Source organism: Mycobacterium sp. 1245111.1, assembly GCF_001673405.1.
In the GTDB taxonomy this organism is placed as follows: Bacteria; Actinomycetota; Actinomycetes; order Mycobacteriales; family Mycobacteriaceae; genus Mycobacterium.
Genome location: NZ_LZLV01000098.1, coordinates 1 through 23,509 on the forward strand (window position 1 = coordinate 1; position 23,509 = coordinate 23,509).

16 protein-coding genes, 1 tRNA gene and 2 pseudogenes are annotated in these 23,509 nt (G+C 65.7%); 9 read left to right on the top strand and 10 right to left on the bottom strand.

Annotated elements, in window-relative coordinates; all coding sequences use genetic code 11:
- Positions 1-1,490 (bottom strand): AMP-binding protein (locus A5658_RS14250; protein ID WP_156751465.1); only part of this gene is annotated, 1,490 nt, incomplete at its 3' end.
- Positions 1,491-1,901: 411 nt separating this feature from the next.
- Between A5658_RS14250 and A5658_RS14255 the strand changes: the two genes are divergently transcribed.
- On the top strand, positions 1,902-2,915 hold the full coding sequence (locus A5658_RS14255; RefSeq protein WP_197503125.1) for a spirocyclase AveC family protein: 1,014 nt from the start codon (positions 1,902-1,904) through the stop codon (positions 2,913-2,915).
- A complete protein-coding gene (locus tag A5658_RS14260; RefSeq protein WP_231997325.1) occupies positions 2,912-4,552 on the top strand; it encodes a GMC family oxidoreductase in 1,641 nt (546 codons plus the stop codon). The genes A5658_RS14255 and A5658_RS14260 overlap by 4 nt, the downstream gene beginning before the upstream one ends.
- A gap of 60 nt (positions 4,553-4,612) precedes the next feature.
- Here the strand turns inward: A5658_RS14260 and A5658_RS14265 are convergent, their stop codons facing one another.
- From A5658_RS14265 to A5658_RS14290, 6 genes and pseudogenes are all read right to left on the bottom strand, one after another.
- On the bottom strand, positions 4,613-5,326 hold the full coding sequence (locus A5658_RS14265; RefSeq protein ID WP_231997326.1) for an SDR family NAD(P)-dependent oxidoreductase: 714 nt from the start codon (positions 5,324-5,326) through the stop codon (positions 4,613-4,615).
- Positions 5,323-5,532 (bottom strand): annotated as a pseudogene (locus A5658_RS28810) (hypothetical protein); the annotation flags it as partial. The gene A5658_RS14265 and the pseudogene A5658_RS28810, both read right to left, overlap by 4 nt.
- A 270-nt stretch (positions 5,533-5,802) precedes the next feature.
- Positions 5,803-5,876, bottom strand: a tRNA-Met gene (locus A5658_RS14275).
- 71 nt (positions 5,877-5,947) lie between these two features.
- Complete coding sequence (locus A5658_RS14280; RefSeq protein ID WP_067335961.1) at positions 5,948-6,484, bottom strand: cupin domain-containing protein; 537 nt, start codon at positions 6,482-6,484, stop codon at positions 5,948-5,950.
- A gap of 30 nt (positions 6,485-6,514) precedes the next feature.
- Positions 6,515-9,484, bottom strand: coding sequence for a UPF0182 family protein (locus tag A5658_RS14285; protein ID WP_067335964.1), 2,970 nt, complete (start codon positions 9,482-9,484; stop codon positions 6,515-6,517).
- Positions 9,485-9,535: 51 nt separating this feature from the next.
- Complete coding sequence (locus A5658_RS14290; protein WP_067335967.1) at positions 9,536-10,558, bottom strand: PDZ domain-containing protein; 1,023 nt, start codon at positions 10,556-10,558, stop codon at positions 9,536-9,538.
- 80 nt (positions 10,559-10,638) lie between these two features.
- On the opposite strand from A5658_RS14290, the gene A5658_RS14295 reads away from it, so the two are divergent.
- The 5 genes from A5658_RS14295 (at position 10,639) to A5658_RS14315 (ending at position 19,152) form a co-directional block, all read left to right on the top strand.
- The gene (locus A5658_RS14295) at positions 10,639-12,006 is read left to right on the top strand and encodes a zinc-dependent metalloprotease (RefSeq protein WP_067335993.1); all 1,368 of its coding nucleotides are present in this window, start codon (positions 10,639-10,641) and stop codon (positions 12,004-12,006) included.
- A gap of 142 nt (positions 12,007-12,148) precedes the next feature.
- Positions 12,149-14,068: an alkaline phosphatase family protein gene (locus tag A5658_RS14300; RefSeq protein WP_156751466.1), complete on the top strand. Its 1,920-nt coding sequence runs from the start codon at positions 12,149-12,151 to the stop codon at positions 14,066-14,068.
- Positions 14,069-14,126: 58 nt separating this feature from the next.
- Entirely contained in the window at positions 14,127-14,963 is an 837-nt protein-coding gene (locus tag A5658_RS14305) for a cyclodehydratase (RefSeq protein ID WP_067335970.1), read from the top strand.
- 46 nt (positions 14,964-15,009) lie between these two features.
- A complete protein-coding gene (locus tag A5658_RS14310) occupies positions 15,010-17,766 on the top strand; it encodes a TIR domain-containing protein (protein WP_197503127.1) in 2,757 nt (918 codons plus the stop codon).
- A gap of 42 nt (positions 17,767-17,808) precedes the next feature.
- Entirely contained in the window at positions 17,809-19,152 is a 1,344-nt protein-coding gene (locus A5658_RS14315) for an AarF/ABC1/UbiB kinase family protein (RefSeq protein WP_067335977.1), read from the top strand.
- 18 nt (positions 19,153-19,170) lie between these two features.
- On the opposite strand, the gene A5658_RS14320 is transcribed toward A5658_RS14315, so the two are convergent.
- Both A5658_RS14320 and A5658_RS14325 read right to left on the bottom strand, forming a co-directional pair.
- A complete protein-coding gene (locus A5658_RS14320; protein ID WP_067335980.1) occupies positions 19,171-19,434 on the bottom strand; it encodes a WhiB family transcriptional regulator in 264 nt (87 codons plus the stop codon).
- Between the two features lie 419 nt (positions 19,435-19,853).
- On the bottom strand, positions 19,854-21,950 hold the full coding sequence (locus A5658_RS14325; protein ID WP_197503128.1) for an ATP-dependent DNA helicase UvrD2: 2,097 nt from the start codon (positions 21,948-21,950) through the stop codon (positions 19,854-19,856).
- Between the two features lie 81 nt (positions 21,951-22,031).
- Here A5658_RS14325 and A5658_RS14330 point away from each other — a divergent pair, with 81 nt between their 5' ends.
- Complete coding sequence (locus A5658_RS14330; RefSeq protein WP_067335987.1) at positions 22,032-22,286, top strand: mycoredoxin; 255 nt, start codon at positions 22,032-22,034, stop codon at positions 22,284-22,286.
- On the opposite strand, the gene nudC is transcribed toward A5658_RS14330, so the two are convergent.
- On the bottom strand, positions 22,283-23,206 hold the full coding sequence (gene nudC, locus A5658_RS14335; RefSeq protein ID WP_067335990.1) for an NAD(+) diphosphatase: 924 nt from the start codon (positions 23,204-23,206) through the stop codon (positions 22,283-22,285). The two genes, A5658_RS14330 and nudC, sit on opposite strands and share 4 nt — an antisense overlap.
- A 101-nt stretch (positions 23,207-23,307) precedes the next feature.
- Between nudC and A5658_RS14340 the strand changes: the two are divergent.
- Positions 23,308-23,509, top strand: a pseudogene (locus tag A5658_RS14340) (potassium transporter Kef); the annotation flags it as partial.

Genomic DNA, 23,509 nt, shown 5'->3' on the forward strand with positions numbered 1-23,509 from the left:
TCCAATTTCGATATGGTGACGAACTCGCCCTGCGAGAGCTTGAGTACGTTGTTGCGGCGGTCGACGAATCGGAACTCGTCCGAGTTCATCTGCGCCACAATGTCACCAGTGCGATAGAACCCGGCCTCGTCGAAAACCTCAGCCGTGAGTTCCGGTCGCTTGTAGTAGCCGTGGAACAACGTCGTCGATTTGATCAGCAGCTCGCCGCGCGGATACGGACGATCGGTACCGAAGTAGCCCAACTCCGGTACGTCGACGAGCTTGAAGTCGGTCACCGGCGGGCACTGCACCTTGCCGTCGATCAACACAGCGCCTGACTCGGTTGCGCCGAGTGCATTCATCAAGGGCCCGTCGAGGAGCCGTTCTACCCAGCTTGCCAGTTTCGCCGAGATCGGCGCCGAACCCGTCAATGCAGTGACGTAGCGGCCGCCGAGAACGCGGGTACGCAGATCCTGGAGAACATCGTCATCGATCTGGGCGAGGACTGTCTTCCCGCGCTCCCGGAGTGTGCACTCGGCCACGAATTCGCGGTATAGCATCTCCCACACCCGCGGCACGAAGTTAAGCTGCGTTGGCCGCGCGAGCGAAAGGTCTTCGAGCAGCGTCGAGTTGTCATTCCCGGCCGTGAAATATGCTGTGCCACCGGTACCTAACGTGGCAAACAGCATGCTGCGGCCCCCGGTATGGCTCATCGGCAGGTAACTCAACATGATCGAAGGAATGGCGATGTTGCGTTGCACCAACATCGCCGCACCCTGCGACCACGCCTCCCGCACCAGGCCCGCTGTCAGCATCGCCCCCTTCGGATTGCCACTGCTGCCTGACGTGTAGACGATCGCCGCCAGCTGGTCGTCATCTGCGGGCGGTAAATCGATTGGCGGCAAGGCATATCCCCGCTCCAGCAATTCATCAAGAATGTCGAGCTGCAACGCGCTATGGGCGCTGGCGATACGGCCGCGCGCCATGTCGAGGCCTTCACAATCGTCATCGACATTCGGCCGATGGTCGAAGACGATTAACCGAACCGGACCAGCTGCGCCCAAGGCCAGTCGCACTCCGTCTGCGATGTACGCTGCGCTGCAAGCGATCACGGATGGATCCGCTTCCTCGACCATCGCCGCGAGCACGCTCGCCGGGGCACCGGTATGCAGGGGCACCGAGACGCAACCGAGCAACGCCACCGCCATGTCGATCGCGGTGTAGTCGACACTGGCCAACCCCAGAGTCGCTATTCGTTCGCCGGCGAGTATTCCATCCTCGGTCAAAACCGCCGCGAGCCCGCTGGCACGCCGCCACAGCTGACCGTAGGTGACCGTTTCGAACCGGGCCTCAAATTTCAGGACCCGCCGGCCGTCGTCGGACATGTCAACAACGGCAGCGCGCTGGCCTAGCGCCGGCCGGTCGGCATAGCCTTCAGCAACCGCACGAATGACGCCGGCCAGCCCGATGTCTTGCTGCAGGATCGACTCGGCGACCTTCTGATCGGGCATCGCGGTTGCGAATTCCGGGTCATTGGCCAGCAGGTCCGCGAAACGTCGCGCCAACTTTTGCGCCGTCGCATCATCCAACACGTGGTACCGCTTTCCGCAAAACTTCGGCGTCCGGGCCGGTTATGCACCCACGTCAGCTGCGGGGTCGCATGCAGCAATGACTCTATCCAGCAGCTTGACAGATCGCAGACATTCTACAATCTTAGGTGGATCGTAACGCCCCCAGACAACCCGCCCCAATTGGACCCGCGGCTACCTTGGTCGCCACAACAACGCGGAGCGCCCATGCAGCCGTCAACTCGATTGCCCGACTCCGCGGCCACCACCCCGGCCGCGCGGCCACGCACCATTTCGCGTTTCGCGGTCCATGCGTGCTGGGCGACCGTGGTTGGGCTGGGGGCAATAATCCTGATGACCGCGCAGAAGCACGGACCGTCATCGCCGGAGAATCTGAATCCAGACGGCGGCGGCAAGCCCCCGTCGGTGGAACCGTTGCTTTACCCCTTCGACTGGGTGATGTGGGGACAGATTCTGGGCGCTCTCCTCGCCGCCGGCAGCATCATCGCCTCGATTCTGGCCTGGCGGCGTCGTCCCGGACATCCAGTCGTCCTCATGGCCCTCGCAACCAGCACACTGTTTTGGTGGGATCCGATCAACAATTGGGCCATCGGCTTGGTCTACAACCCAAACCTTTGGCATTTTCCTCGAAATTGGCCGTGGCTCAACATCTCTCCTGTCATCGAGCCTTTGACCTCGTTCATCTACGCGCCCTATGTCCTGGTTCCCTATTTCCTGGCCATGCCCATCCTGCGGGCGATTCAACGTCGCAGCGCGGTGACGGCTTTCGCCTGGCGGCACCCGCTGATGTCAATAGCGTTGCTCACGTTGGCGATCGGGGTGATCTGGGATGCCGCCCAGGAAATCCTGCTGACCCGGGCCCAATTCCTCATCTACAGCCACGTCATTGCCTTCGGAACCATCGACGTGGGTAAGACCAGCCAATTCCCTCTGTTGATGGCTAGCGGGCTCATCACCATCGTCATGATCCCGGCCTCGGTCCTTCTCTATCGCGATGACACGGGAAGATCCCAGGCCGACAAATTGGCGCAACGATTTGCCCTGCACGCTCGTCATCCCCATGTCGCGAACTTTCTGGTGATGGCCTCGATCCTCAACATCGCGATGATCAGTTTCAGCTCGACGTTCTGGCTGCTGCGTGCCACCAATGCGGCATCCAACGTCGCCTGTCCATGGCCGTACCCCCACGCGAAGACCTGGGATCCGCGTGGTGATTACCAAGCCGTGGGAGCTCCTGGACCATTCACCAGCGGGAAGGCCAGCGCATGGCAGATCGCGCAGCCCCAGGGACGACCGACCAACATTGCCGTCGTGTCCGACCGCTGCAATCACCGGAGGTTTGGGTGAAGCGCACACACGGGGCTATGGCCGCCGCGGGCGAGTTGGCGGACTACGTCGTCGTGGGGTCAGGCAGCGCAGGAGCGATAGTGGCCCGACGCCTGGCCGACGCCGGTGCGGCGGTCACCCTGATCGAGTCCGGCCGTCAGCGCCGCGGCCCGCTCGTCACGGTGCCGGGTCTGTGTGGGGCAATGCATGCTGTCACAGCACTACAGCGATCGTTGACCTGGCCGGCTTACAGCGTCGCGCAACGACACATGAATGGCCGCACGCTGCCTCAATCTCACGGCCGGGTACTTGGCGGCGGCAGCGTGATAAACGGGATGGCGTTTGTCCGGGGGAATCGCCAAAACTATGACGACTGGGCGGCCGACGGCGCGAAAGGCTGGGCGTTCTCAGATGTCTTGCCGGCCTTCCGGCGACTAGAGAGTTTTGAAGACGGTCCCAGCGACCTGCGAGGTGGAGACGGCCCGATCGCAGTGGAACGGGCCACCGGCCTTGCGAGTGTCACACGGAGCTTTATGGCCGCGCTCGCAGCGACCGCAGGAGTCGGAATCAATGACGACTACAACGCCGCGCAGCAGGCCGGGGTGGCTCCGATCCAACAGAGCGCCAGGGCCGGGAGGAGAACCGGCACCGATCGTGGGTACCTCTGGGACGCGCCTCCGAATCTGCGGGTGCTTACCGGCGTCACCGCAACGCGCGTGATCGTGGAACACAGCCGAGCGGTGGGTGTGGAGTTGGTCTCAACGCGTCACCGGCGGACTCTCGGCCCCGTACGTGCCAGCCGTGAGATCATCATCAGCGCCGGTTCGCTGGGTTCACCACGACTTCTGATGTTGTCCGGCATCGGCCATGCCGCCCACCTGGCGGGGCATGGAATCGAGGTGGTTGCAGACCTACCGATTGGCGACAACCTGCACGACCACCTGTTTGTGCCGATGTGCTATCGGGCACCTCGCGGACGAAGCGCGTCACCACGAAAGTTCGCACAGGCAGCCGTCCGCGAGATTGTCCGCCCACGGTCGACGTACTTGGCGCACACGCCGTTCGAGGCCGTGGGCTTCGTCAACAGCAGACTGCGGACGGGTACCGACGTTCCCGACATACAGATGTTCATCCTCCCAATGGCTTATCCGGAGAATCAAGATCAGCCTGGCATGCACCTGCCTGATTCCTCGCCGTCGTTGACCCTCATGCCCGCGATGATTTATCCGCAGAGCCGAGGAACTCTGCGCTTGGCCTCAACGGATCCCTTCGCGGCACCCCTGATCGATCCCAACTACCTCGCTGAACCCCAGGATCTGGCGACCCTGGTGGCCGGCATGGAGCTGGTCAGGGAGACAGTGGTGCACCCGGCGATCGCGCAGGAGGTGGGTCACGAAGTGCTGCCCGGTGTGCATCGAAGTGGTGAGGATCTTGCAGAATTCGTGCGTCGAAATGCTTCGGGCGTCTATCACCCGGTCGGGACGTGCCGGATGGGCACCGACGAACGCGCGGTCGTCGATCCCGCGCTACGGGTTCACGGAGTGGACGGCCTACGCGTGGCTGATGCCTCGATCATGCCGACCATTGTTGGTGGCAATACCAATGCCGCATCGATGATGATTGGAGAACGGGCCGCTGAATTGATCATCGGCGGTTAATACCTGCATAGCGGTGCGGCGGGGATCGCCGTTGAAAAATTCAGCTCGAACGGCAACGGATTATTTGCACATGCCTCCGCTGACCGCGATGTCGGCTCCAGTCACGACGGATGAGGCGTCGCTCGCCAGATAGAGTGCGGGACCTACGATTTCGTGCGGGCTCGCGACGCGTTGCTGCGGGTTCATGCCGGCCAGCAGGTCCAGCGAACCCGGGAACGCCTGCTCGGCCTCGAGCAGCATCTCGGTTGCGAATGGACCGGGACACAGCAGGTTAACCCGAACCGCCCACGGCGACCAGGTGTTCGCCATCGACGCTGTGAGGTTGCGCAGCGCCGCCTTGGACGCGCCGTACACGACCGAGCGTGGATGTGACGGGGAGTAGCCCTCCATCGAGCCGACGTTGACGATGCTGCCGCCACCGCCGTCACGCATCACCGGCGCGACGCACTCACTCATCCGTAGCGCACCCTCGACATTGACGTTGAACACCTTGCGCCACAACGCGACTGATACCGAATTGATGTCCTCCACAACGGGATTGATTCCGGCGTTGTTGATCAGCACATCGATGCGCCCGTAATGCTCAAGCACAGCGTCGACGAAATCGGGTATGGCCTCCCAATCGCCGACGTGACAAGCGATTCCGACCGCCGTGCCTCCGGCCGCCGACCAGCCTTGCAGGATGGCCCGTCCGATGCCGCGGGTGGAACCGGTCACCACCGCGACGCGCCCCGCGAGGTCGAACATCTGTCGCGGTACAGGCGGGCCCGTCACTGCGGCGCCTCGATGAGGCCATCGATCGTGGCGTGCAACACCGATCTACTGTCGTCGGGCAACACACGACGGGCCACCAGGAACCCGCTCCCCATCCACCCATGGCGGATGAATTTGCCGAACCGAAGGCGCGTGCCCGGCGCTCCGCTGGCGGCTGGAAGCATTTTGATTCGCTCCAGCGCCTCTTTGACCGCGGGGCCGCTCAGAGCACCGGTGTTCGGCGGGTACCGATGGCGGAAAATCTCGTCAAGGCCACGGGGTGCAACCGCATCGGCTCCTCGGGGACCTTGCCCTAGTCGCAGCGGAATGGTGGACGCCGACCACATAGAGAACATCCACCGCTGACATTCAGAAAGCAGCCTGCGATAGATCTGCGAGCGCTCGGACAGAATCAGCAAAGGTGAATGTGTCCAAACACGTGTCCGCCGACCATGAAAACGGCCCCCGGAGTGATCTCCGGGGGCCGTTCCTACTAGTAGCGGGGACAGGATTCGAACCTGCGACCTCTGGGTTATGAGCCCAGCGAGCTACCGAGCTGCTCCACCCCGCGACGGGTGAATATCAGGTTACCGAACGCGCGCGAGGCCTCCAAATCGCGCGCCTACCAGGCTCGAAGCCGCGTTAGTGCGACGGGGCGCCCAGACCGTACCGCCGTCTGACGTCGTCCATCCAGTCCGGCGTGCCGTAGGTCAGCCCGTATTTGTCGGCCAGCTCGCCGAATTCGGGCAACTCGTGCAGAACCTTGCCCATCGGATCGTTCGCGTGCTCGACGAGTAGCTCGCCGAGCTCGCGGAAGTAGTTCTCGAAGCCGCCCGGAGTAATCACCTCGATGATGCGCCCCGGTTCGCTGCCGGCGTTCCACATGGCGTGCATCTGCCCGCGCGGCTTGGTGATGTAACCACCGGGACCCAGGACGACTTCGCTGTCGTCGGAACGGAAGCCGATCTCGCCCGCCAATACGATCGAGTGCTCGTCCTCGCGGGTGTGCCGGTGCGCGGCGGTGAGCAACCCCACCGCGAATGGATGCTCCACGATGGACACCTCGCCGCCGTTGCGGCGGCTGGACAATTTGAACACCGCCCCAAAGCCGGGCAGCGCAACGTACTCCCCTTCGCCGGGCTGCACGACCGTCACCGGAATTGGCGCCATATCGGTCATCTCGTTACCTCCTCGGCGGAGCGGACGCGACTACTTCGCGTTGTTGTACTTGGTGATCGCCTCGTCGAGATGCTGCAGCGCCGCCCCGTAGCCCGCGAAGTCACCCGACTTCTGGGCATCGCGGGCCGCGCCCATCGCCGTCTCGACGTCCTTGAGTGCCGCGGCCTTGGCCGGCGACAGGCTGACCGCTCCGCTGGGCGCGGGCACGGTGGCATTGGCCGGAGGTGGCGGGTTCGCGGGCGGTTCGCCCGGCGGTGCACCGGCGGGCGGCGCGGGCTCGGTCGGCGCGATGCCGGCCGCGGTCGCACTGGCGCCGGGCCCGAATAACCCGTTGAGCGCATCGCCCACGGTGGGCCCGTAGCCGATCTTGTCGTTGTACATCATCGCCACCCGGATCAATCGGGGGTACGAGGAGGCGACGTCGCTCGAGCCGGGCGAGGCGTACACCGGTTCGACATACAACAGCCCGCCCTTGGCCACCGGCAGCGTCAGCAGGTTGCCCCATTTGATGCGGTTTTGGTTGTCGCGCCCGATCACGCCGAGGTCTTGCGACACCGCCGTATCGGTGGTGATCGCGTTGTTCGCCAACTTGGGACCGTTGACCTGCCCCGGAATGGTCAACACCGTGATCTTCCCGTAGGTCGCGGGATCGGAGCTGGCGCTGATGTAGGCGGCCAGGTAGTCGCGCTTGAACCGGTTCATCGCAGTGGTCAATTGGAACGACGCCGAATTGTCGTCGTTGGCAATGTTTTTCGCGACGATGTAGTACGGCGGCTGGTAGCTGCTGGCGGTCGGATTCGGGTCCAGCGGCACGTCCCAGAAGTCCGAGGTGGAGAAGAACGTCACCGGGTCGTTGACGTGGTACTTGGCCAACAGCATCCGCTGCACCTTGAACAGGTCTTCGGGATAGCGCAGATGCGCGGCCAGTTCGCTGGTGATGTCGCTCTTCGGTTTGACCGTTCCGGGAAAGACCTTCATCCACGCCTGCAGCACCGGGTCGTGCTCGTCCTGCTGATACAGCGTCACGGTTCCGTCGTAGGCGTCGACGGTGGCCTTGACCGAGTTGCGGATGTAGGACACCTGCTTGTCCGGCGCCAACCGGTTGAACGCCACCTCGTTGGAGTCGGCGGTGGCCGACGACAGCGAGGTCAGCTCGGAGTACGGGTAGTTGTCCAGCGTGGTGTAGCCGTCGATGATCCAGACGAGTCGCTTGTTGACGATCGCCGGGTACACGTTGCTATCGGTGGTCAGCCACGGCGCGACCGCCTCCACTCGCTGGGCCGGATCGCGGTTGAAGAGGATCTTGCTGTTGGAGCCAATCACACTGGAGAACAAGAAGTTTCGCTCGGCGAACTTCGCGGCGAAGACACTGCGGGACAGCCAGCCGCCCAACGGCACTCCCCCGCTGCCGGTGTAGGTGTAGTTCTTGGTCTCGGTGTTGGTCTCGTAGTCGTATTCCCGGTCGACGCCGTTCTTGCCGACGATTGCGTAGTCGGCGGGCGTGCTGGAGATCACCGGCCCGTAATAGACGCGCGGCTGATCCAACGGCGCTGGGCCGGGCGCCAGCACACTCCCGTTGGCGCCGACGACGGTGGCCAAGAACTCGGGGTATCCGCCGTTTTGGTTGGGGTCGTTGGCGATTCCGCGCACGGTGTTGGCCGGCGAGGCGATGAAGCCGTTGCCGTGGGTGAAGACGGTGTGCCGGTTGATCCAGTCGCGCTGGTTGTCGATCAGATGGTCCGGGTTGAGTTCCCTTGCGGCGACGACATAATCGTGCAGGTTGCCGTCTTTGTCGCGATAGCGGTCGATCGACAATTGGTCGGGAAAGTAGTAGAAGTTCTTGCCCTGCTGGAACTGGGTGAACGCCGGGCTGATGATGGTGGGGTCGAGCAGCCGGATGTTGGAGGTGGTGGCCCGGTCCGAAGCGACCTGCTCGGCGGTGGTCTTCCCGTCGCCGCTGTAATCCCGATAGCTCACCACATCGTCGGTCAGCCCGTAGGCCTGCCGGGTCGCGGTGATGCTGCGGCTGATGTATTCGCGTTCCTTCTGCGCCGCATTGGGTTTGACGCTGAACTGCTCGATGACCAACGGCCAGGCCGCACCGACGACCATCGACGACAGCAACAGCAGCACCAGCCCGATGGCCGGAATCCGCAAGTCCCGCAGTGCAATCGCGGAGAACACCGCGGCCGCGCAGATCAGCGCGATCGCCAACAGGATCAGCTTGGCCGGCAGCACGGCGTTGATGTCGGTGTAGCCGGCTCCGGTGAACGGCTTGCCTCCCCGGGTGTGCGAGAGCAACTCGTAGCGGTCGAGCCAATAAGCGATCGCCTTGAGCAGCACCAGCGTTCCGACCAGGCTGATCAACTGGATGCGCGCCGAGCGACTCAGCGCACCGGTGCGCCCCGACAACCGGATGCCGCCGAAGATGTAGTGCGCCAGCAGATTCGCGACGAGGGCCAGGAAGATCGCCACGAAGAAGAAGCTGAGCACCAGCCGGTAGAAGGGAAGCTCGAAGGCGTAGAAGCCCAGGTCCTTACCGAACTGGGGATCACGGACACCGAAGCTGCCGCCGTGCAGAAAGAGTTGAATCCGAACCCAAAAGGTCTGCGCGACAATGCCGGCGAGCAGCCCGATCGTCACGGGCACACCGATACCGATGACCCGCAGCCTCGACATCACCACGGTGCGGTAGCGCGCCACCGGATCGCTGCCGTTGCTCGGGACGAACACCGGCCGGGTCCGGTACGCCATCGCCAGGCTGGCGAACACGATGCCGCCGACCAGCAGCCCGATGACCACGAAGACGATCAAGCGGGTCAGCAACACGGTGGTGAACACCGATCGGTAACCCAACTCGCCGAACCAGAGCCAGTCGACGTACGCGTCGATCAACCGGGGACCGACCAGCAGCAGACCGATCACGGTCAGCGCGATCGCGATCAGAGTTCGGCTGCGTCGAGTCAGCTTCGGCATTCTGGCGGCGGGCCGCATCCCCACTAGCTACGCTCCCTGCTCGGTTGTGCTCGACGTTTCAACTGTACGCACGCACTAGCAACTCGGCGGTCGCCCGCCCGAGGCCACGGCATGCAGGGCATCCACTGCCCCACTGAGGGTGTCGACCTTGACCATCTGCAAGCCAGGCACCTTCTCGGCGTTCGCTTCGTAACAGTTTCCGGCCGGCACCAGGAAGACAGTCGCCCCCGCATCGCGCGCCGCGCTCATCTTGTGCCCGATCCCACCGATCTTGCCCACCTCGCCGTCCGGCTTGATCGTTCCGGTGCCCGCCACGAATGTCGAACCGGCGAGGTTTCCGGTGGTCAGCTTGTCGATCACGGCCAGGCTGAACATCAACCCCGCCGACGGGCCGCCCACGTTGGCGAGGTTGAAATCGACCGCAAACGGCGCCCAGGGAGCGTCGGTCACCGAGACGCCGACAAAGCCGTAGTCGCCCTTCGGGTGATGGCCCAAGGTGATCTGGGCCGTCCCGGGCGGCGCATTCTTGCGGCGGAAATCGACCGCGATTTGTTGTCCGGGTTTGGTGGTCTTCAGGAACGACGTGAACTGCTCGACGTTCGCTACGGGCTTACCGTTGACCGCCTGGACGGCGTCACCGGCCTGCAGCTTGCCCACCGACGGCCCGGGGTCTGTCAGCGTCACGATCGTCACGGCCTCCGGATACTTCAGGTAGCCCAGGGCCGCGAACTCGGCGTTGTGCTCCGACTCCTTGAAATCGGCGTCGTTGGCCTTGTCGACCTCTTCGCGCGACTGTCCGGGCGGGTAAACGAGATCGCGTGGCATCAACTGTTCCTGCCCCGACAGCCACAGCGTCAGCGCCTCGGCCAGGCTGAGCTCGTCACGCTGGGACACCGTCGTCATGTCCAGGTGGCCCGTCGTCGGGTGCGTCTGGGTGCCTTTGATCTCGACGACCTGCTTGCCGTCGACTTCGCCGAGGGTGTCGAATGCCGGCCCCGGGCCCAGCGAGACGTAGGGCACCGTCACCGCGGCGAGCAGCACACCGAAGACCACGATCGGGACCAGCGCAACCATCAGCGTCAGAATCCGCCTGTTCACGCCGCTAAGACTAGACGGAGGCATCACACCAGCCGGGTTCACTCAGAGCGTGACGCCGGGCTGCGCGTCGCGTGTTCGCGATGAGTACCGTTGTGGGCATGGCTGACCTGCCTTTCGGGTTCTCCGCGGGAGACGACCCGGACCGCGACAAGCGCCGCGAGAACGACCCCGAATCCGGCTCGGGATCTGCCGACCCCTTCGGGCTGGGCGGCCTCGGCGGCGAATTCAACGTGGCCGACCTCGGCCAGATGTTCACCCGGCTGGGACAGATGTTCAGCGGCGCCGGCTCCATGGGCGGGCAGTCCTCCGGCCCGGTCAATTACGAACTGGCCCGCCAGCTGGCATCGAGCTCGATCGGCTTCGTGGCTCCCATCCCGACCGCCACCCGCGAGGCGATCGCCGACGCCGTCCACCTCGCCGAGACCTGGCTCGACGGCGTGACCGCGCTGCCCGCCGGCACCACCAAGGCCATCGCCTGGACACCTAACGACTGGGTGGACAACACCTTGGAGACCTGGAAACGGCTGTGCGATCCCATGGCGCAGCAGATCTCCACGGTGTGGGCGTCGGCGCTGCCCGAGGAAGCCAAGGCCATGGCCGGCCCGCTGATGTCGATGATGTCGCAAATGGGCGGCATGGCGTTCGGCTCGCAGCTCGGCCAGGCGTTGGCCCGCCTGTCCAAGGAAGTGCTGACCTCCACCGACATCGGATTACCGTTGGGCCCCAAGGGAATTGCGGCGCTGCTCCCCGACGCGGTCGAATCATTCGCCGACGGGCTGGAGCAGCCCCGCAGCGAGATCGTCACCTTCCTCGCCGCGCGGGAGGCCGCCCACCATCGGCTGTTCAGTCACGTGCCGTGGCTGTCCAGCCAGCTGCTCGGCGCCGTCGAGGCCTATGCCAAGGGCATGAAGATCGACATGCACGGGATCGAGGAGCTGGCACGCGATTTCAACCCCGCGACGCTGAGTGACCCGGCCGCGATGGAGCAGCTGCTGGAACAAGGGGTGTTCGAGCCCAAGGCCACGCCCGAGCAAACCCAGGCGCTGGAACGGCTCGAGACACTGCTGGCGCTGATCGAGGGCTGGGTGCAGACCGTGGTGGACGCCGCACTGGGTGAACGCATCCCCGGCGCGGCCGCGCTCGGCGAGACGCTGCGACGCCGCCGGGCCACCGGCGGGCCGGCCGAGCAGACCTTCGCGACACTGGTGGGCCTGGAGCTGCGGCCGCGCAAGCTGCGCGAGGCCGCCGCGCTGTGGGACCGCCTCACCCAAGCCGTCGGCGTCGACGCACGCGACGCGGTCTGGCAGCACCCCGACCTGCTGCCCGGAGCCGACGATCTCGACGACCCGGCCGCCTTCATCGACCGCTCGCTCGGCGGCGACACCAGCGGGATCGACGAAGCCATCGCCGAATTCGAGCGCCGCGCCCGCGACGACGACGAGAGCTGACCCACGCACTGGCACCCGCCACCCGGGCGTTCTACGGGCATTTTTTGCGATTGCTTGCCGAAATGCTGCCGCAGACAAAACTTAGGGTTTACCTTAAGAACGCCTGAGATCCGGATAAATGCGTGGACGGGAAGTACCGGCGATGACCCAGCGACGCTTGAGCAAGCACAATCCGCACTCACGTACCACGATGGTCCGCCGCCGCAAGCGCGCGGCGTGGGTGACAGGCGCAATCAGTGGGTTTTTGACGTTCGGGCTGGCACAGGTGGCCGACGCGCCCACGGCCCGGGCCGACGGGTTTGATGCGGTCATCGATTCGATCGTCAATGCGATCGTTCCGGAGCTGGGACATCTGGGCGCGAGTGCCGCCACGGCCAGCCCGGCCGATACCTGGTTGCAGGTGCTGGAGCAGGACTGGACTGGCAGCGCGTTCGGCCAGCAGGTCGACGCCGCGCTCAGCGCCTGGTTCAAACAGCTCGATCCCAGTGCCGTTCCTGCTGCCGATCCCGCGCAGCCGATGAGCGAGAACCTGCTGGTCAACCCCAACTTCGAAATCGCTGACCCGTCCGGGTCGGGCTACAGCGGGGTGACCATTCCGGGCTGGACGGAGACCGGCACCCCGACCGTGATCGCCTACGGCACCCAGGGCGGTTATCCGATCGGACTCCCGACCCCGTTCCCGAAGTTTTTCGACTTCCCACAGACCGCACCCGTCGGCGGAGGCGACAATTTCGCCGGCGGCGGACCCGTGGCCACGTCCAGCATCAGCCAGACGGTCGACCTCACCGGCGCTGCCGGAACGCCGTTCAACCTGAGTGCAGATCTCGGCGGCCAAGGGTGGGACCCCTCCACGGCCACCGTGCAGGTCACCTTCTTCGACGACCAGGGCAACGTCCTGGGCACCGACTCGCTCAACCCGGTCACGGTATGGGATCGCCTGTTTACCACCGGGTTCGAGGAACGCGCCATCTCGGGCACGGTCCCGGAGGGCACCACGTCGGCACAGGTGACCACGACCTTCACCGACAAAGACTGGGTCCTGGGCAACTACAACGGCGCCTACGCCGACAACGAGTCGTTCACCGTCGGCGATCCGAGCCTTACCGCGGCGCCCCTCACCGCACCGGACTCCAACGTCGGCCAGCTCGATCACGTGTTCCTGATCTACCTGGAGAACAAGGGCGTCAACGACATCGTCGGCAGCCCCAACGCGCCGTACCTCAACAGCCTGATCAACAGCGAACTTTATGACTCCAACTACTTCGCACTGGGCCACCCCAGCGATCCCAACTACATCCGGCCCTTGGGCGGAACTGACTTCGGCATCGACTACAACCCGACCTTGGCCGGCATCAACGCACCCAACCTCATGCAAGAACTGGATCAGGCGGGCATATCGTGGGCCGGCTACGCACAGAGCATGCCCACCCCGGGCGACCTGGTGTCATCGGGCGACTACTCGGTCGACGAATTGCCGTTCACCCAATTCAGCTACGTCACCGACAACACCCCCGGCTACCTTGCCGAACACCTGCTGCCGCTGACGCAATTGTCCGACGATCTCAAGGACCCGAGCAGCTTCCCGGAATTCACCTGGATCGCCGCCAACGAGGCCAACAACGGGGAAGGCCCCATCGACAGTCTCCAAGGCATCGCCCAATTCATTTACACCCAGTTCACGGACCATCAATACAACGTCGAGGCCGCGGACCAGTTCGCTCAGCAGCAGGTGGCCGCCATCGAGAACTCGCCGACCTGGACTGACTCGGGCGAGAAGGACGCGATCATCATCACGTTCGACGAGGACAACAACAACCTGTCGCTGGGCTTCGGCAACGAAGGCAACAACGTTCCGATGATCATCATCCCGAACGGAGGGGCTGTGGATAGCGGCATGGTAGGTGGTCCCTTCACCACCGACCAGTACGCCAACGAATACAGCCTGATGGCCACGATTGAAGACGCCTTGCGTGGCAACGCCCTGCCTACTGTGCTGAACCCGTTGGCCCCGCTCACCGATAACGACATGTACGCCACACCCATGAACCCATTTTGGAAATAGCCATCGGTTCTGTGGATAGCTGAGCCGTGGCGGCGTATCGCCGTGGCACAGTGCCACGATGGCTCAGGCTGGGGAGCTGTATGCGCTCGACCCGGCGCTGCCGGTGCTGCTTCGCCCCGACGGCGCCGTCCAAGTGGGCTGGAGCCCGCGTCGCGCCGTGCTGATCCGGCCCCCACGCGACGTGACCGCCACCGGGCTGGCCACCCTGCTGCGCTCGATGCATTCACCGCTGCCGATGAGCGAGCTGCAGCGCCGGCCCAGCGGACTCAGCAACGCTGAGTTAAGCACTCTGATAGGGCAATTGGTGACGGCAGGCGTCGTCACACGCGGTGCTCGCCATCGGGCGACGCGCTCGGCGTCGATCCGGGTGCACGGTCGCGGACCCCTGTCCGACCTGCTGGCCGAGGGGCTGCGCGGCTCGGGCGCCAAGGTCAAACAGAGCAACCAGCCGCATGCTGCCACCACGTCAGCCGACACCGACCTGGTGGTGTTGTCCGACAACCTCGTCGCCGACCCGCGGATACTGCGCGAGCTGCACGCCCACGGCGTCGCGCACCTCGCCGTGCGGGTCCGCGACGGCATCGGGCTGGTCGGTCCTCTTGTCGTGCCGGGAGTGACGAGCTGTCTGCACTGCGCTGACCTGCACCGGCGCGACCGCGACGCGGCGTGGCCCACCGTTGTCGCGCAGCTGCGCGACACCGTCGGGGTGGCCGATCGCGCGACGCTGCTGGCGACCGCGGCGCTGGCACTCAGCCAGGTCAACCGGGTGATCCGTGCGGTCCGCGGCGTCGACTCCGACCCGCCCATCTCGTTGAGCACCACGCTCGAGTTCGATGTGCACAGCGGCTCGATCGTGGCGCGGCAATGGCCGAAGCATCCCCTATGTTCCTGCTGACGATTTCCGGTGAGAGCCACTCGCGCTGCGTGATTGGATGAACGCCATGGCCGACCAGCCGCACGAGTACGACGCCTTCCTGTCCTATGCCCACCGCGACCGCCAAGTCGCAACGGCCATCCAGAAGGGCCTGCATCAGATCGGTCGACGATTCGGACAGCTGCGCGCGCTGAGAGTTTTCCGCGACGACACGAATCTGGCTGCCAGCCCCGATCTTTGGGGCAAGATCGTCGAGGCGCTGGATCGATCCGGCCACATGATCGTGGTGCTGTCTCCGCAATCGGCGAAATCGCACTGGGTCAACGAGGAGATCGGCCACTGGCTCGGCCACCGTGGCGGCGACAAGCTGATGCTGGTGCTGGCCGAAGGTCGCCTGCAGTGGGATCCGGCAGGCAAGCGCTTCGATCCGACGGCCTCCGATGCGGCTCCCCCGGCTCTCACGCAGCCGGGTTCACTTCAGTCCGAGCCGTTGTACATCGACGTCAGCGACGACTCCCCTTGGGATTTGCGGTCTTTGACGTTTCGCGACAAAGTCACCGCGCTCGCGGCGCCGGTCCACGGCAAGCCCAAGGACCAGCTGGCCGGCGACGATTTGCGAGAACAGCGCCGCTTCCGCCGGCTGCGCGCCGCCGCGATCGCCGGCCTAGCACTGCTGACGGTGGTCGCGGTGGTCGCCGCCGGCGTTGCTTTCGCTCAGCGGCAAGAAGCCGTCAGCCGTCTCCACGAGGCAGTGACGGCCAAGCTCAACGCCGAGGGGGCCGCGATGCTGGCCGGCCTGACTCCGGGCGGCGACGAGCGCGGCATGCAAGAGTTGCTGGCCGCCAACGCTATTCGGTCGAGCGGGGTCCCGATCCTCGACGCCCAGATTGCTCGCTTCGCCACCCGAAAGATCGTCGACGCGGGCTCGGCCGTCAAAGGGCTGGCATACAGCCCGGACGGGCGTCGTATCGCCACTGCGCAAGCCAATGGCGCTGTGCGGCAGTGGGATTCGGCTACCGGCAATGCCGTCGGTCCGCACATTGCAGGGCATGCCGAGGTCGCCAGCGCTGTCGCCTATACCCCGGACGGCCGGACCATCGCCTCCACCGGTGCCGATAACGCCTTACGGCTCTGGAACGCGGACACGGGGTCCGCGCTCAATCCCAAGCCTGCGCACACCGATTTTCCCGAGACTCTCGCCGTGAGTCCCGACGGGCGGGTGATCGTGACAGGAGGCGACGCGGACCGCGTCCAGCTCTGGGACGCCCACACCGGCCAACTCTTGAAATCCGCTCAGGTGATGGATAATTCGACCGGAAACGTCGACGACGTGCGGTTCGATCGAAGCGGCAGGTGGTTCGCCGCGTTGGCCCACGACAAGCTCGCGATCTACGACACCGACACGTTCACCGCGCGCGGCCCGCTGATCGATGCCACGACCGACGGAGCCGCCGGCTTCCACATCGCGCTCAGCCCCGACGGTCACACCATCGCCGTCGGTGGCGACAGCCTGCGACTGCTCGACACGGACAGCGGCAAGGAAATCAGGACCATCGCGCTGGGCGCTTCGCGAGCGGGTGCCTTTGCGACCGCCGTTACTTTCAGTCCCGACGGGGATCGGATCGCCACCGGCCGCTTCGACGGCGCGGTCCAAATATGGGACGCCCACACCGGCGCACAGATCGGCCCGACGTTGACCGGACAAACCGGCGAGTCCACGGCCATCGCATTCAGTCCCGACGGTCGGCAGCTGGCGACGACGTCCATAGAAGGCACGTTGCGAATCTGGAATATCAAAGTGGGCCTGCCGATGCGCGGCCCGGAACCAATGCTGACGAAGGTGGCGATCAGTCCGGACGGCCGACGGATCGTGGCCCTCGCCGCGACCGTCGTCGAGCAATGGGACACCGCCACCGGTGAGCCGCTGCCGACCCTGCCGGTCGGCGGAGACGAAGGGGGAGCAAGAGCCTTCGCCGTGCTCGACGGTGGCCGGATCGTGACCGCCGCATCCGACGGCACGCTGCAGACCTGGAACCTCGAGAACGGGCAGCCTCTGCAGCCAGCGATTCACATCGATGGCGTGACGAATGATCGCCGCGTGGTGTTCAGCGCCGACGGTCACACGGTCGCGGTCGCCGACGACAAACATGCCGTCGCGCAGCTGTGGTCTGCCACCAACGGCCGCAGCCTGGGGCCACCGCTGGAGGTGCACAATCCCGTCAACGCACTAGAAACCATGCAATTCAGCCCGGACGGACGTCGCCTGGCGATCGGCTACCTCGATGGGGTGCGAGTGTGGAACACCCAGACAAGCCAACTCGAGCAAACGGTCAAGACGTACACCAAGACGCTGAATCCCGTCGCTACGCTCGCGTTCAGCCGCGACGGCAAGGCACTCGCCGTCGCCGGAGCGAACGGCAGCATCCAACTCTGGGAGTCATCCACGCTAAAGCCGCTACCGCACAGCCCCTTGCCACACCAGACCGGCTTCGCATACGGCCTGGCCTTCGGCCCCGGACCCGAGCTGGCCAGCGGTGGAACCGACGCGAACCTGCGGCTGTGGGATACCGCTACCGGCACGCCGACCGCCGCGCCATTGAGCACGCCCGACACCGTGATGGACGTGGCCTTGAGCCCCGACGGACGCCTCGCCGCGTCGGCGGTGCTGAACGGAACGATTCTGCTCACGCCGGCCATCGCCGATCCCGCTCAGCTCTGCGACAAGCTGCCCGCCAACATGAGCCGCAAACAGTGGCGCGACTGGGTCTCGCCGGGCATCGACTACATCCAGGTGTGCCCCGGACTTCCGATCGCACCCGACTGACAGCGCCCATTCGCAGATCGATGGGGCAACCACAGGCTCGTCGTGGATGATGGTGGCGTGGCAGACATCAAACGCGGGGGCGCCGCGCGGAACGCGAAGCTAGCGGGCTTGGCGGGTGGCATCGCCGGTCGCACCGCTCTCGGGTTCGGCAAGCGGCTCGCCGGGAAATCGCAGGACGAGATCAACGCCGAGCTGATGGAGAAAGCGGCCAAGCAACTCTTCACCGTGCTGGGCGAGCTCAAGGGCGGCGCGATGAAGGTCGGCCAGGCGCTGTCGGTCCTGGAAGCGGCGATTCCCGAGGAGTTCGGTGAGCCGTACCGTGAGGCGCTGACCAAGCTGCAGAAGGATGCACCGCCGCTGCCCGCCGACAAGGTCCATCGGGTGCTCGACGCGCAGCTGGGCACAAAGTGGCGTCAACGGTTTTCCGAATTCGACGACACCGCGGTGGCCTCGGCCAGCATCGGCCAGGTGCACAAGGGCGTGTGGTCCGACGGCCGTGAGGTCGCCGTCAAAATCCAGTACCCGGGCGCCGACGAGGCGTTGCGCGCAGACCTGAAGACCTTGCGGCGCATGATCGGCGTGGTCAAGCAGCTTGCCCCCGGTGTCGACGTCGAAGGCGTCGTCGACGAGCTGATCGAGCGCACCGAGATGGAACTCGACTATCGGTTGGAAGCCGAGCACCAGCGGGCCTTCGCGAAGGCCTACGACGGCCACCCCGACTTCCTGGTCCCGCGCGTGGTGGCCAGCGCCCCCAAAGTCGTGGTCCAGGAGTGGATCGAAGGCATCCCGATGGCCGACATCATCCGCGACGGCACCGTCGAGCAGCGGGATCTGCTGGGAACGCGGTTGGCCGCCTTCATTTTCGACTCACCGCGGCGGATCGAGATGATCCACGGCGACGCCCACCCGGGCAACTTCATGCTGATGCCCGACGGGAAGATGGGCGTCATCGACTTCGGCGCCGTCGCACCGCTTCCCGGCGGATTCCCGGTCGAACTCGGGGCGACGATCCGCTATGCCCGCGACAAGAACTACGACATGGTGCTGCCCACCATGGAGAGGGCCGGCTTCATCCAGAAGGGCGAGCAGGTCTCGGTCCGCGATATCGACGAGATGCTGCGCCAATACGTCGAACCCGTCGAGGTCGAGGTCTTCCACTACACGCGTAAATGGTTGCAGCGCATGACATATCGTCAGCTGAACCAAGGCGTCGCGCAGATCAAGACGGCCCGGCAGATGAATTTGCCACCCAAGCTGGCGATCCCGATGCGGGTGCTCGCGACGTCGATGGCGATCCTGTGCCAGTTGGACGCCCACGTGCCGACGCGCAAGCTGTCCGAGGAGCTGGTCCCCGGGTTCGCCGAGCCGGATGCGGCCGCCGTCTAACGACGTTCGCTTCCGCGCTTAGGCGGCGATCTTGCGGGGTCGCCCGCGCGGACGTTTGAAGCTGACCACGGAGCCGCGGTCGAAAATTTCGCCGCCCCACACTCCCCAGGGCTCGGCGCGGTCCAGCGCATCGGCCAGGCACGCCTGTCGAATCGGGCAGTCGGCACACAACTGCTTGGCACGCTCCAAGTCCGACGGGCTGTCGGCGAACCAAAGGTCGGGATCGCTGACGTGACACGGCAACTCGGGCTGCTGATCGTCGGGATCTAATTCCGCGGTCATGTCGTGCTACCTGCTTCCTGATCTGGCGGGCGTCTGCTGGGTCCGGATCAGTGGCGGGTGGCTTGGGAAAAAATGTGGCCACGGATCCTGGTGACTTCGGGTCCGTGGCCATCTGGCGAGATTCGGGCTTCCTAAATGGGTGGAGCCCCAATCCACGGACGCTGGGTCTTGGCGGCGGCAATGCGCTTGTGCGCAGCCGCCGAGGCGGCGGCAGCATGGCGGGAGCCAGCGCCGGCCGGGCGTACGTCGAACGCATTGCGCGTGATCATGAGGGCTCCCCCCTTTCGTGTGGGCATGCGAAAAGTGCGCTTCGAGGCTAAATGCTACCAGCTCGATGCGGCAAGCGAATTTCTGACCTGGGCTTTTGGTGGCGACCCACGGCGCCCGGGCTACTCCGCGCCGGCGATCGCCACGGGCTTTTAGGTGCGACCCCGGACCAGGTCGAGCACGTCCGGACCGAATTGTTCGAGCTTGCGGGCACCGATACCGGGGATCGCGACCAACGCGGCGTCGTCGGTGGGCAGCAGCTCGGCGATCGCGATCAGCGTGTTGTCGGTGAACACCACGTAGGCCGGGACGTTCATGTCCTTGGCCGTGCGCAGCCGCCAGTCCTTGAGCTGCAGCAGTAACTCGTCGTCGATGTCGGCCGCGCACGTCTCGCAGCGGCGCAGCATGATCGCCGCCGGAGTCGTCAACGGGTTGTTGCAGATCCGGCAGCGCGACGCGGGCCCGTTCTTGCGTCGCGGCCGGTTCGGTGTGGCGTCGACTTGCGTCTGCGGGGACAGCCCGTTGAGGAAGCGCGACGACTTACGACTCTGCCGCCCGCCCGGATTGCGGGACAACGCCCAGCTGATCGCCAAATGCACTCGCGCCCTTGTGATTCCGACATAGAGTAGCCGGCGTTCCTCTTCGACCGCCTCGCTTTCGGGGCCATGGGCCAGCGCGTGCGAGATGGGAAGCGTGCCGTCGGTCAGACCGACCAGGAACACCGCATCCCACTCCAGACCCTTGGCGGCGTGCAGCGACGCAAGCGTGACACCCTGCACCACCGGCGGGTGACGTGAATCGGCGCGAGTCCGCAACTCGGCCAACAGCTCGGGCAGGTCCAGCGTCGGCCGGTGCGCGACTTCTTCGTCGACCAGATCGGCCAGCGCTGCCAACGCTTCCCAACGCTCGCGGGCCCGTGTGCCGGTCGGCGCTTCGGCGGTCAACCCCAGCGGCTCGAGCAGGCCGCGGACCACCTCGGGCAGTGGACCCTCAAGGTCTTGGTTGGCGGCCCGCTGCAGCGCCAGCAAGGCCTGCCGGATCTCCTGGCGGCTGAAAAAGCCCTCGCCGCCGCGCACCTGATACGCGATGCCGGCCTCGGTCAGCGCCTCTTCGTAAACCTCGGACTGTGCGTTGATCCGGTAGAGCACGGCGATCTCCGACGGCGGTGTGCCGGCGTCGACCAGCCGGGCGATCGACTTGGCCACGGCGTTGGCTTCGGCGACCTCGTCGGGATAGTCACGGAACGTCGGCTCGGGGCCGGGAGCGCGCTGGCCCACCAGGTGCAGCTTGCTGCCGGCCACCCGGCCACGGGCCGAGGCGATCACCCGGTTGGCCAGCGACACCACCTGCGGCGTGGACCGGTAGTCGCGCTCCAGGCGCACCACGGTCGCGTCCGGGAATCGCCGGGAGAAATCGAGCAGGTAGCGCGGCGAAGCCCCGGTGAACGAGTAGATGGTCTGGTTGGCGTCACCCACAACGGTGAGGTCGTCGCGATCGCCCAGCCACGCCGAGAGCACCCGCTGCTGCAGCGGAGTGACGTCCTGGTATTCGTCAACGACGAAGCAGCGGTAGCGATTTCGAAACTCCTCCGCCACCGCGGCGTCGTTCTCGATCGCCGCGGCGGTGTGCAGCAGCAGGTCGTCGAAATCCAGGAGCGCAACCCCGTCACCGCGGGCCTTCAGCGACTCGTAGGCGGTGTAGACCGCGGCGACCCTGGCCGCGTCCAGCGGAACATCACGAGAGGCCGCGGCCACCGCGTCGGGGTACTGCTCCGGGGAGATCAACGACGCCTTGGCCCACTCGATCTCGCCGGCCACGTCACGGACGTCGTCGGTGCTGAGCTTCAACCCTGCGCTGGTCGCCCCGCGCGCCACGACCGCGAACTTGGTGTCGAGCAGTTGCCATCCGGTGTCGCCGACGACCCGCGGCCAGAAGTACCGCAGCTGCCGGTGCGCGGCCGCGTGGAACGTCATCGCCTGCACGCCACCGACACCGGTCTGCGCCGCAGCACCCAGTGCGCGCAACCGCGTCCGCATCTCGCCGGCGGCGCGCTGGGTGAACGTCACCGCCAGCACCTGACCCGGGGCGACGTGCCCGGCCGCGACGAGTTGAGCGATGCGATGGGTGATCGTGCGGGTTTTACCCGTCCCCGCCCCGGCCAGCACGCACACCGGCCCGCGGGGAGCCAGCACGGCCTCGCGCTGCTCGTCGTCGAGATCGGCAGTCAGGGCGTCCGCGATCATCGGCATGGCGTCCATCTTGGCAGTGATCGCCGACAAACGTCCCGCAGCGCCACGGCATACCGCGACGCCCTCTATGTTTGAAGGACTATGAGTAACGCTTCCATCACCTTGTACAGCACGCAGTGGTGCGGGTTCTGCCATCGGTTGAAGACCGCGTTGAAGTCGGCGGGAATCGCGTACGACGAGGTCGACATCGAGGAAGACCCGACGGCTGCCGATTTCGTGGGCTCGGTGAACGGCGGCAACCACGTCGTGCCGACGCTGAAGTTCGCCGACGACTCGACGCTGACCAACCCCAGTGCCAACGAGGTCAAGGCGAAGCTGGCCGAGCTGGCCGGTTAGCCGGCCTCCGCCCAGGACTCCACGATCACCCGGGCGATCGACACCGAACCGGGCAGTAGCAGCCTGGATTCCGAGTCGCTGCTCCAGTCGCCGATCGCCAGCGCCGCCCGAATCTCGTCGCGGGTGAACCACTCGGCCTCGGCGATCTCGCCGTCGTTGAACGCGAACGGCTCGGCCGGGTTGGCGATCGCGTGGAAGCCGATCATCAGCGACCGGGGAAACGGCCACGGCTGGCTACCCAGGTAGCGGATGTCGCGGACGGTGAGCCCGATCTCCTCGTGAATCTCGCGCGCGACGCAGGTTTCGAACGACTCCCCCGCTTCAACGAAACCGGCCAGCAGCGAGAACATCCGGTCCGGCCACACGGTTTGGCGGGCCAGCACCGCGCGGTCGCCGCCGTCGTGCACCAAGCAGATGACCGCGGGATCGATCCGCGGGAATTCCTCATGACCGGTGACCGGGTTGACCCGCGCCCAGCCTGCCCGGACCGGCTTGGTCGGCGAGCCGTCGATCGAGCTGAACCGCGAGCTGGCGTGCCAATTCAGCAGCGCCGCGGCTGCCGAAACCAATTGCGCGCCAACGTCGTCGAACAGCTGACCGGACCTGCGCAGATCGGCGACTTCGGCATTGACGCCGTGTTCCTCGGGCGATTCGAGTGGACCGCGGACCGCCCAGACGTGTCGACCGCCGTCGAGGCGGCCCAGGAACACTGCGTCCGGTGGCGGCTTGTCGGCCAGTTTGATCGCCTTGCCGAGCAGGACCTTGCCGTCGGCGACCATCACCTGGTTGCGCGAGTCGAGCCGCAGCAGGGCCGCGTCCGGCCAGCCGGCAACCGCGGCATCGGTATCGGTGCGCACCTGGTCGGCCCGGTCGGCGCCGATCCGCGACAGCAGCGGCACGCCCTTCAGTTGAAAGTCCATGGGTGCCCTACTTCCCGGTGTTGCGGACGTAGAGCAGCCGATCGCCGGCCTCCAGAGCGTCGGCCTCCGGGGCGTCGACGCGCAGCAGGTGGTCGTCGCGCACTACGCCCAGCGTCGTCGAGATGATCGACGACCTGCTGACGCCCTCGCACGGATTCGCCATCGCCGAGCGCGAGGTCGAGCAGTCCGAGCTCGGCGGCTCACCGCGGCATCTGCCCGACATCGTGCTGGGCGTAGTGCGCGACGACCACCTGCTGCGCGTCGACGCCCCGGAGGCCGACGCTCTGGAGGCCGGCGATCGGC

Bases quoted from the DNA above. Each gene is read 5' to 3' on its own strand.
- A5658_RS14310 (WP_197503127.1), top strand. From the start codon at position 15,010: ATGGCCGACCAGCCGCACGAGTACGACGCCTTCCTGTCCTATGCCCAC.
- A5658_RS14325 (WP_197503128.1), bottom strand. From the start codon at position 21,950: ATGCCGATGATCGCGGACGCCCTGACTGCCGATCTCGACGACGAGCAG.
- A5658_RS14295 (WP_067335993.1), top strand. From the start codon at position 10,639: ATGAGTACCGTTGTGGGCATGGCTGACCTGCCTTTCGGGTTCTCCGCG.
- A5658_RS14280 (WP_067335961.1), bottom strand. From the start codon at position 6,484: ATGACCGATATGGCGCCAATTCCGGTGACGGTCGTGCAGCCCGGCGAA.
- A5658_RS14305 (WP_067335970.1), top strand. From the start codon at position 14,127: ATGGCTCAGGCTGGGGAGCTGTATGCGCTCGACCCGGCGCTGCCGGTG.
- nudC (WP_067335990.1), bottom strand. From the start codon at position 23,206: ATGGACTTTCAACTGAAGGGCGTGCCGCTGCTGTCGCGGATCGGCGCC.
- A5658_RS14300 (WP_156751466.1), top strand. From the start codon at position 12,149: ATGACCCAGCGACGCTTGAGCAAGCACAATCCGCACTCACGTACCACG.
- A5658_RS14330 (WP_067335987.1), top strand. From the start codon at position 22,032: ATGAGTAACGCTTCCATCACCTTGTACAGCACGCAGTGGTGCGGGTTC.
- A5658_RS14255 (WP_197503125.1), top strand. From the start codon at position 1,902: ATGACCGCGCAGAAGCACGGACCGTCATCGCCGGAGAATCTGAATCCA.
- A5658_RS14320 (WP_067335980.1), bottom strand. From the start codon at position 19,434: ATGACCGCGGAATTAGATCCCGACGATCAGCAGCCCGAGTTGCCGTGT.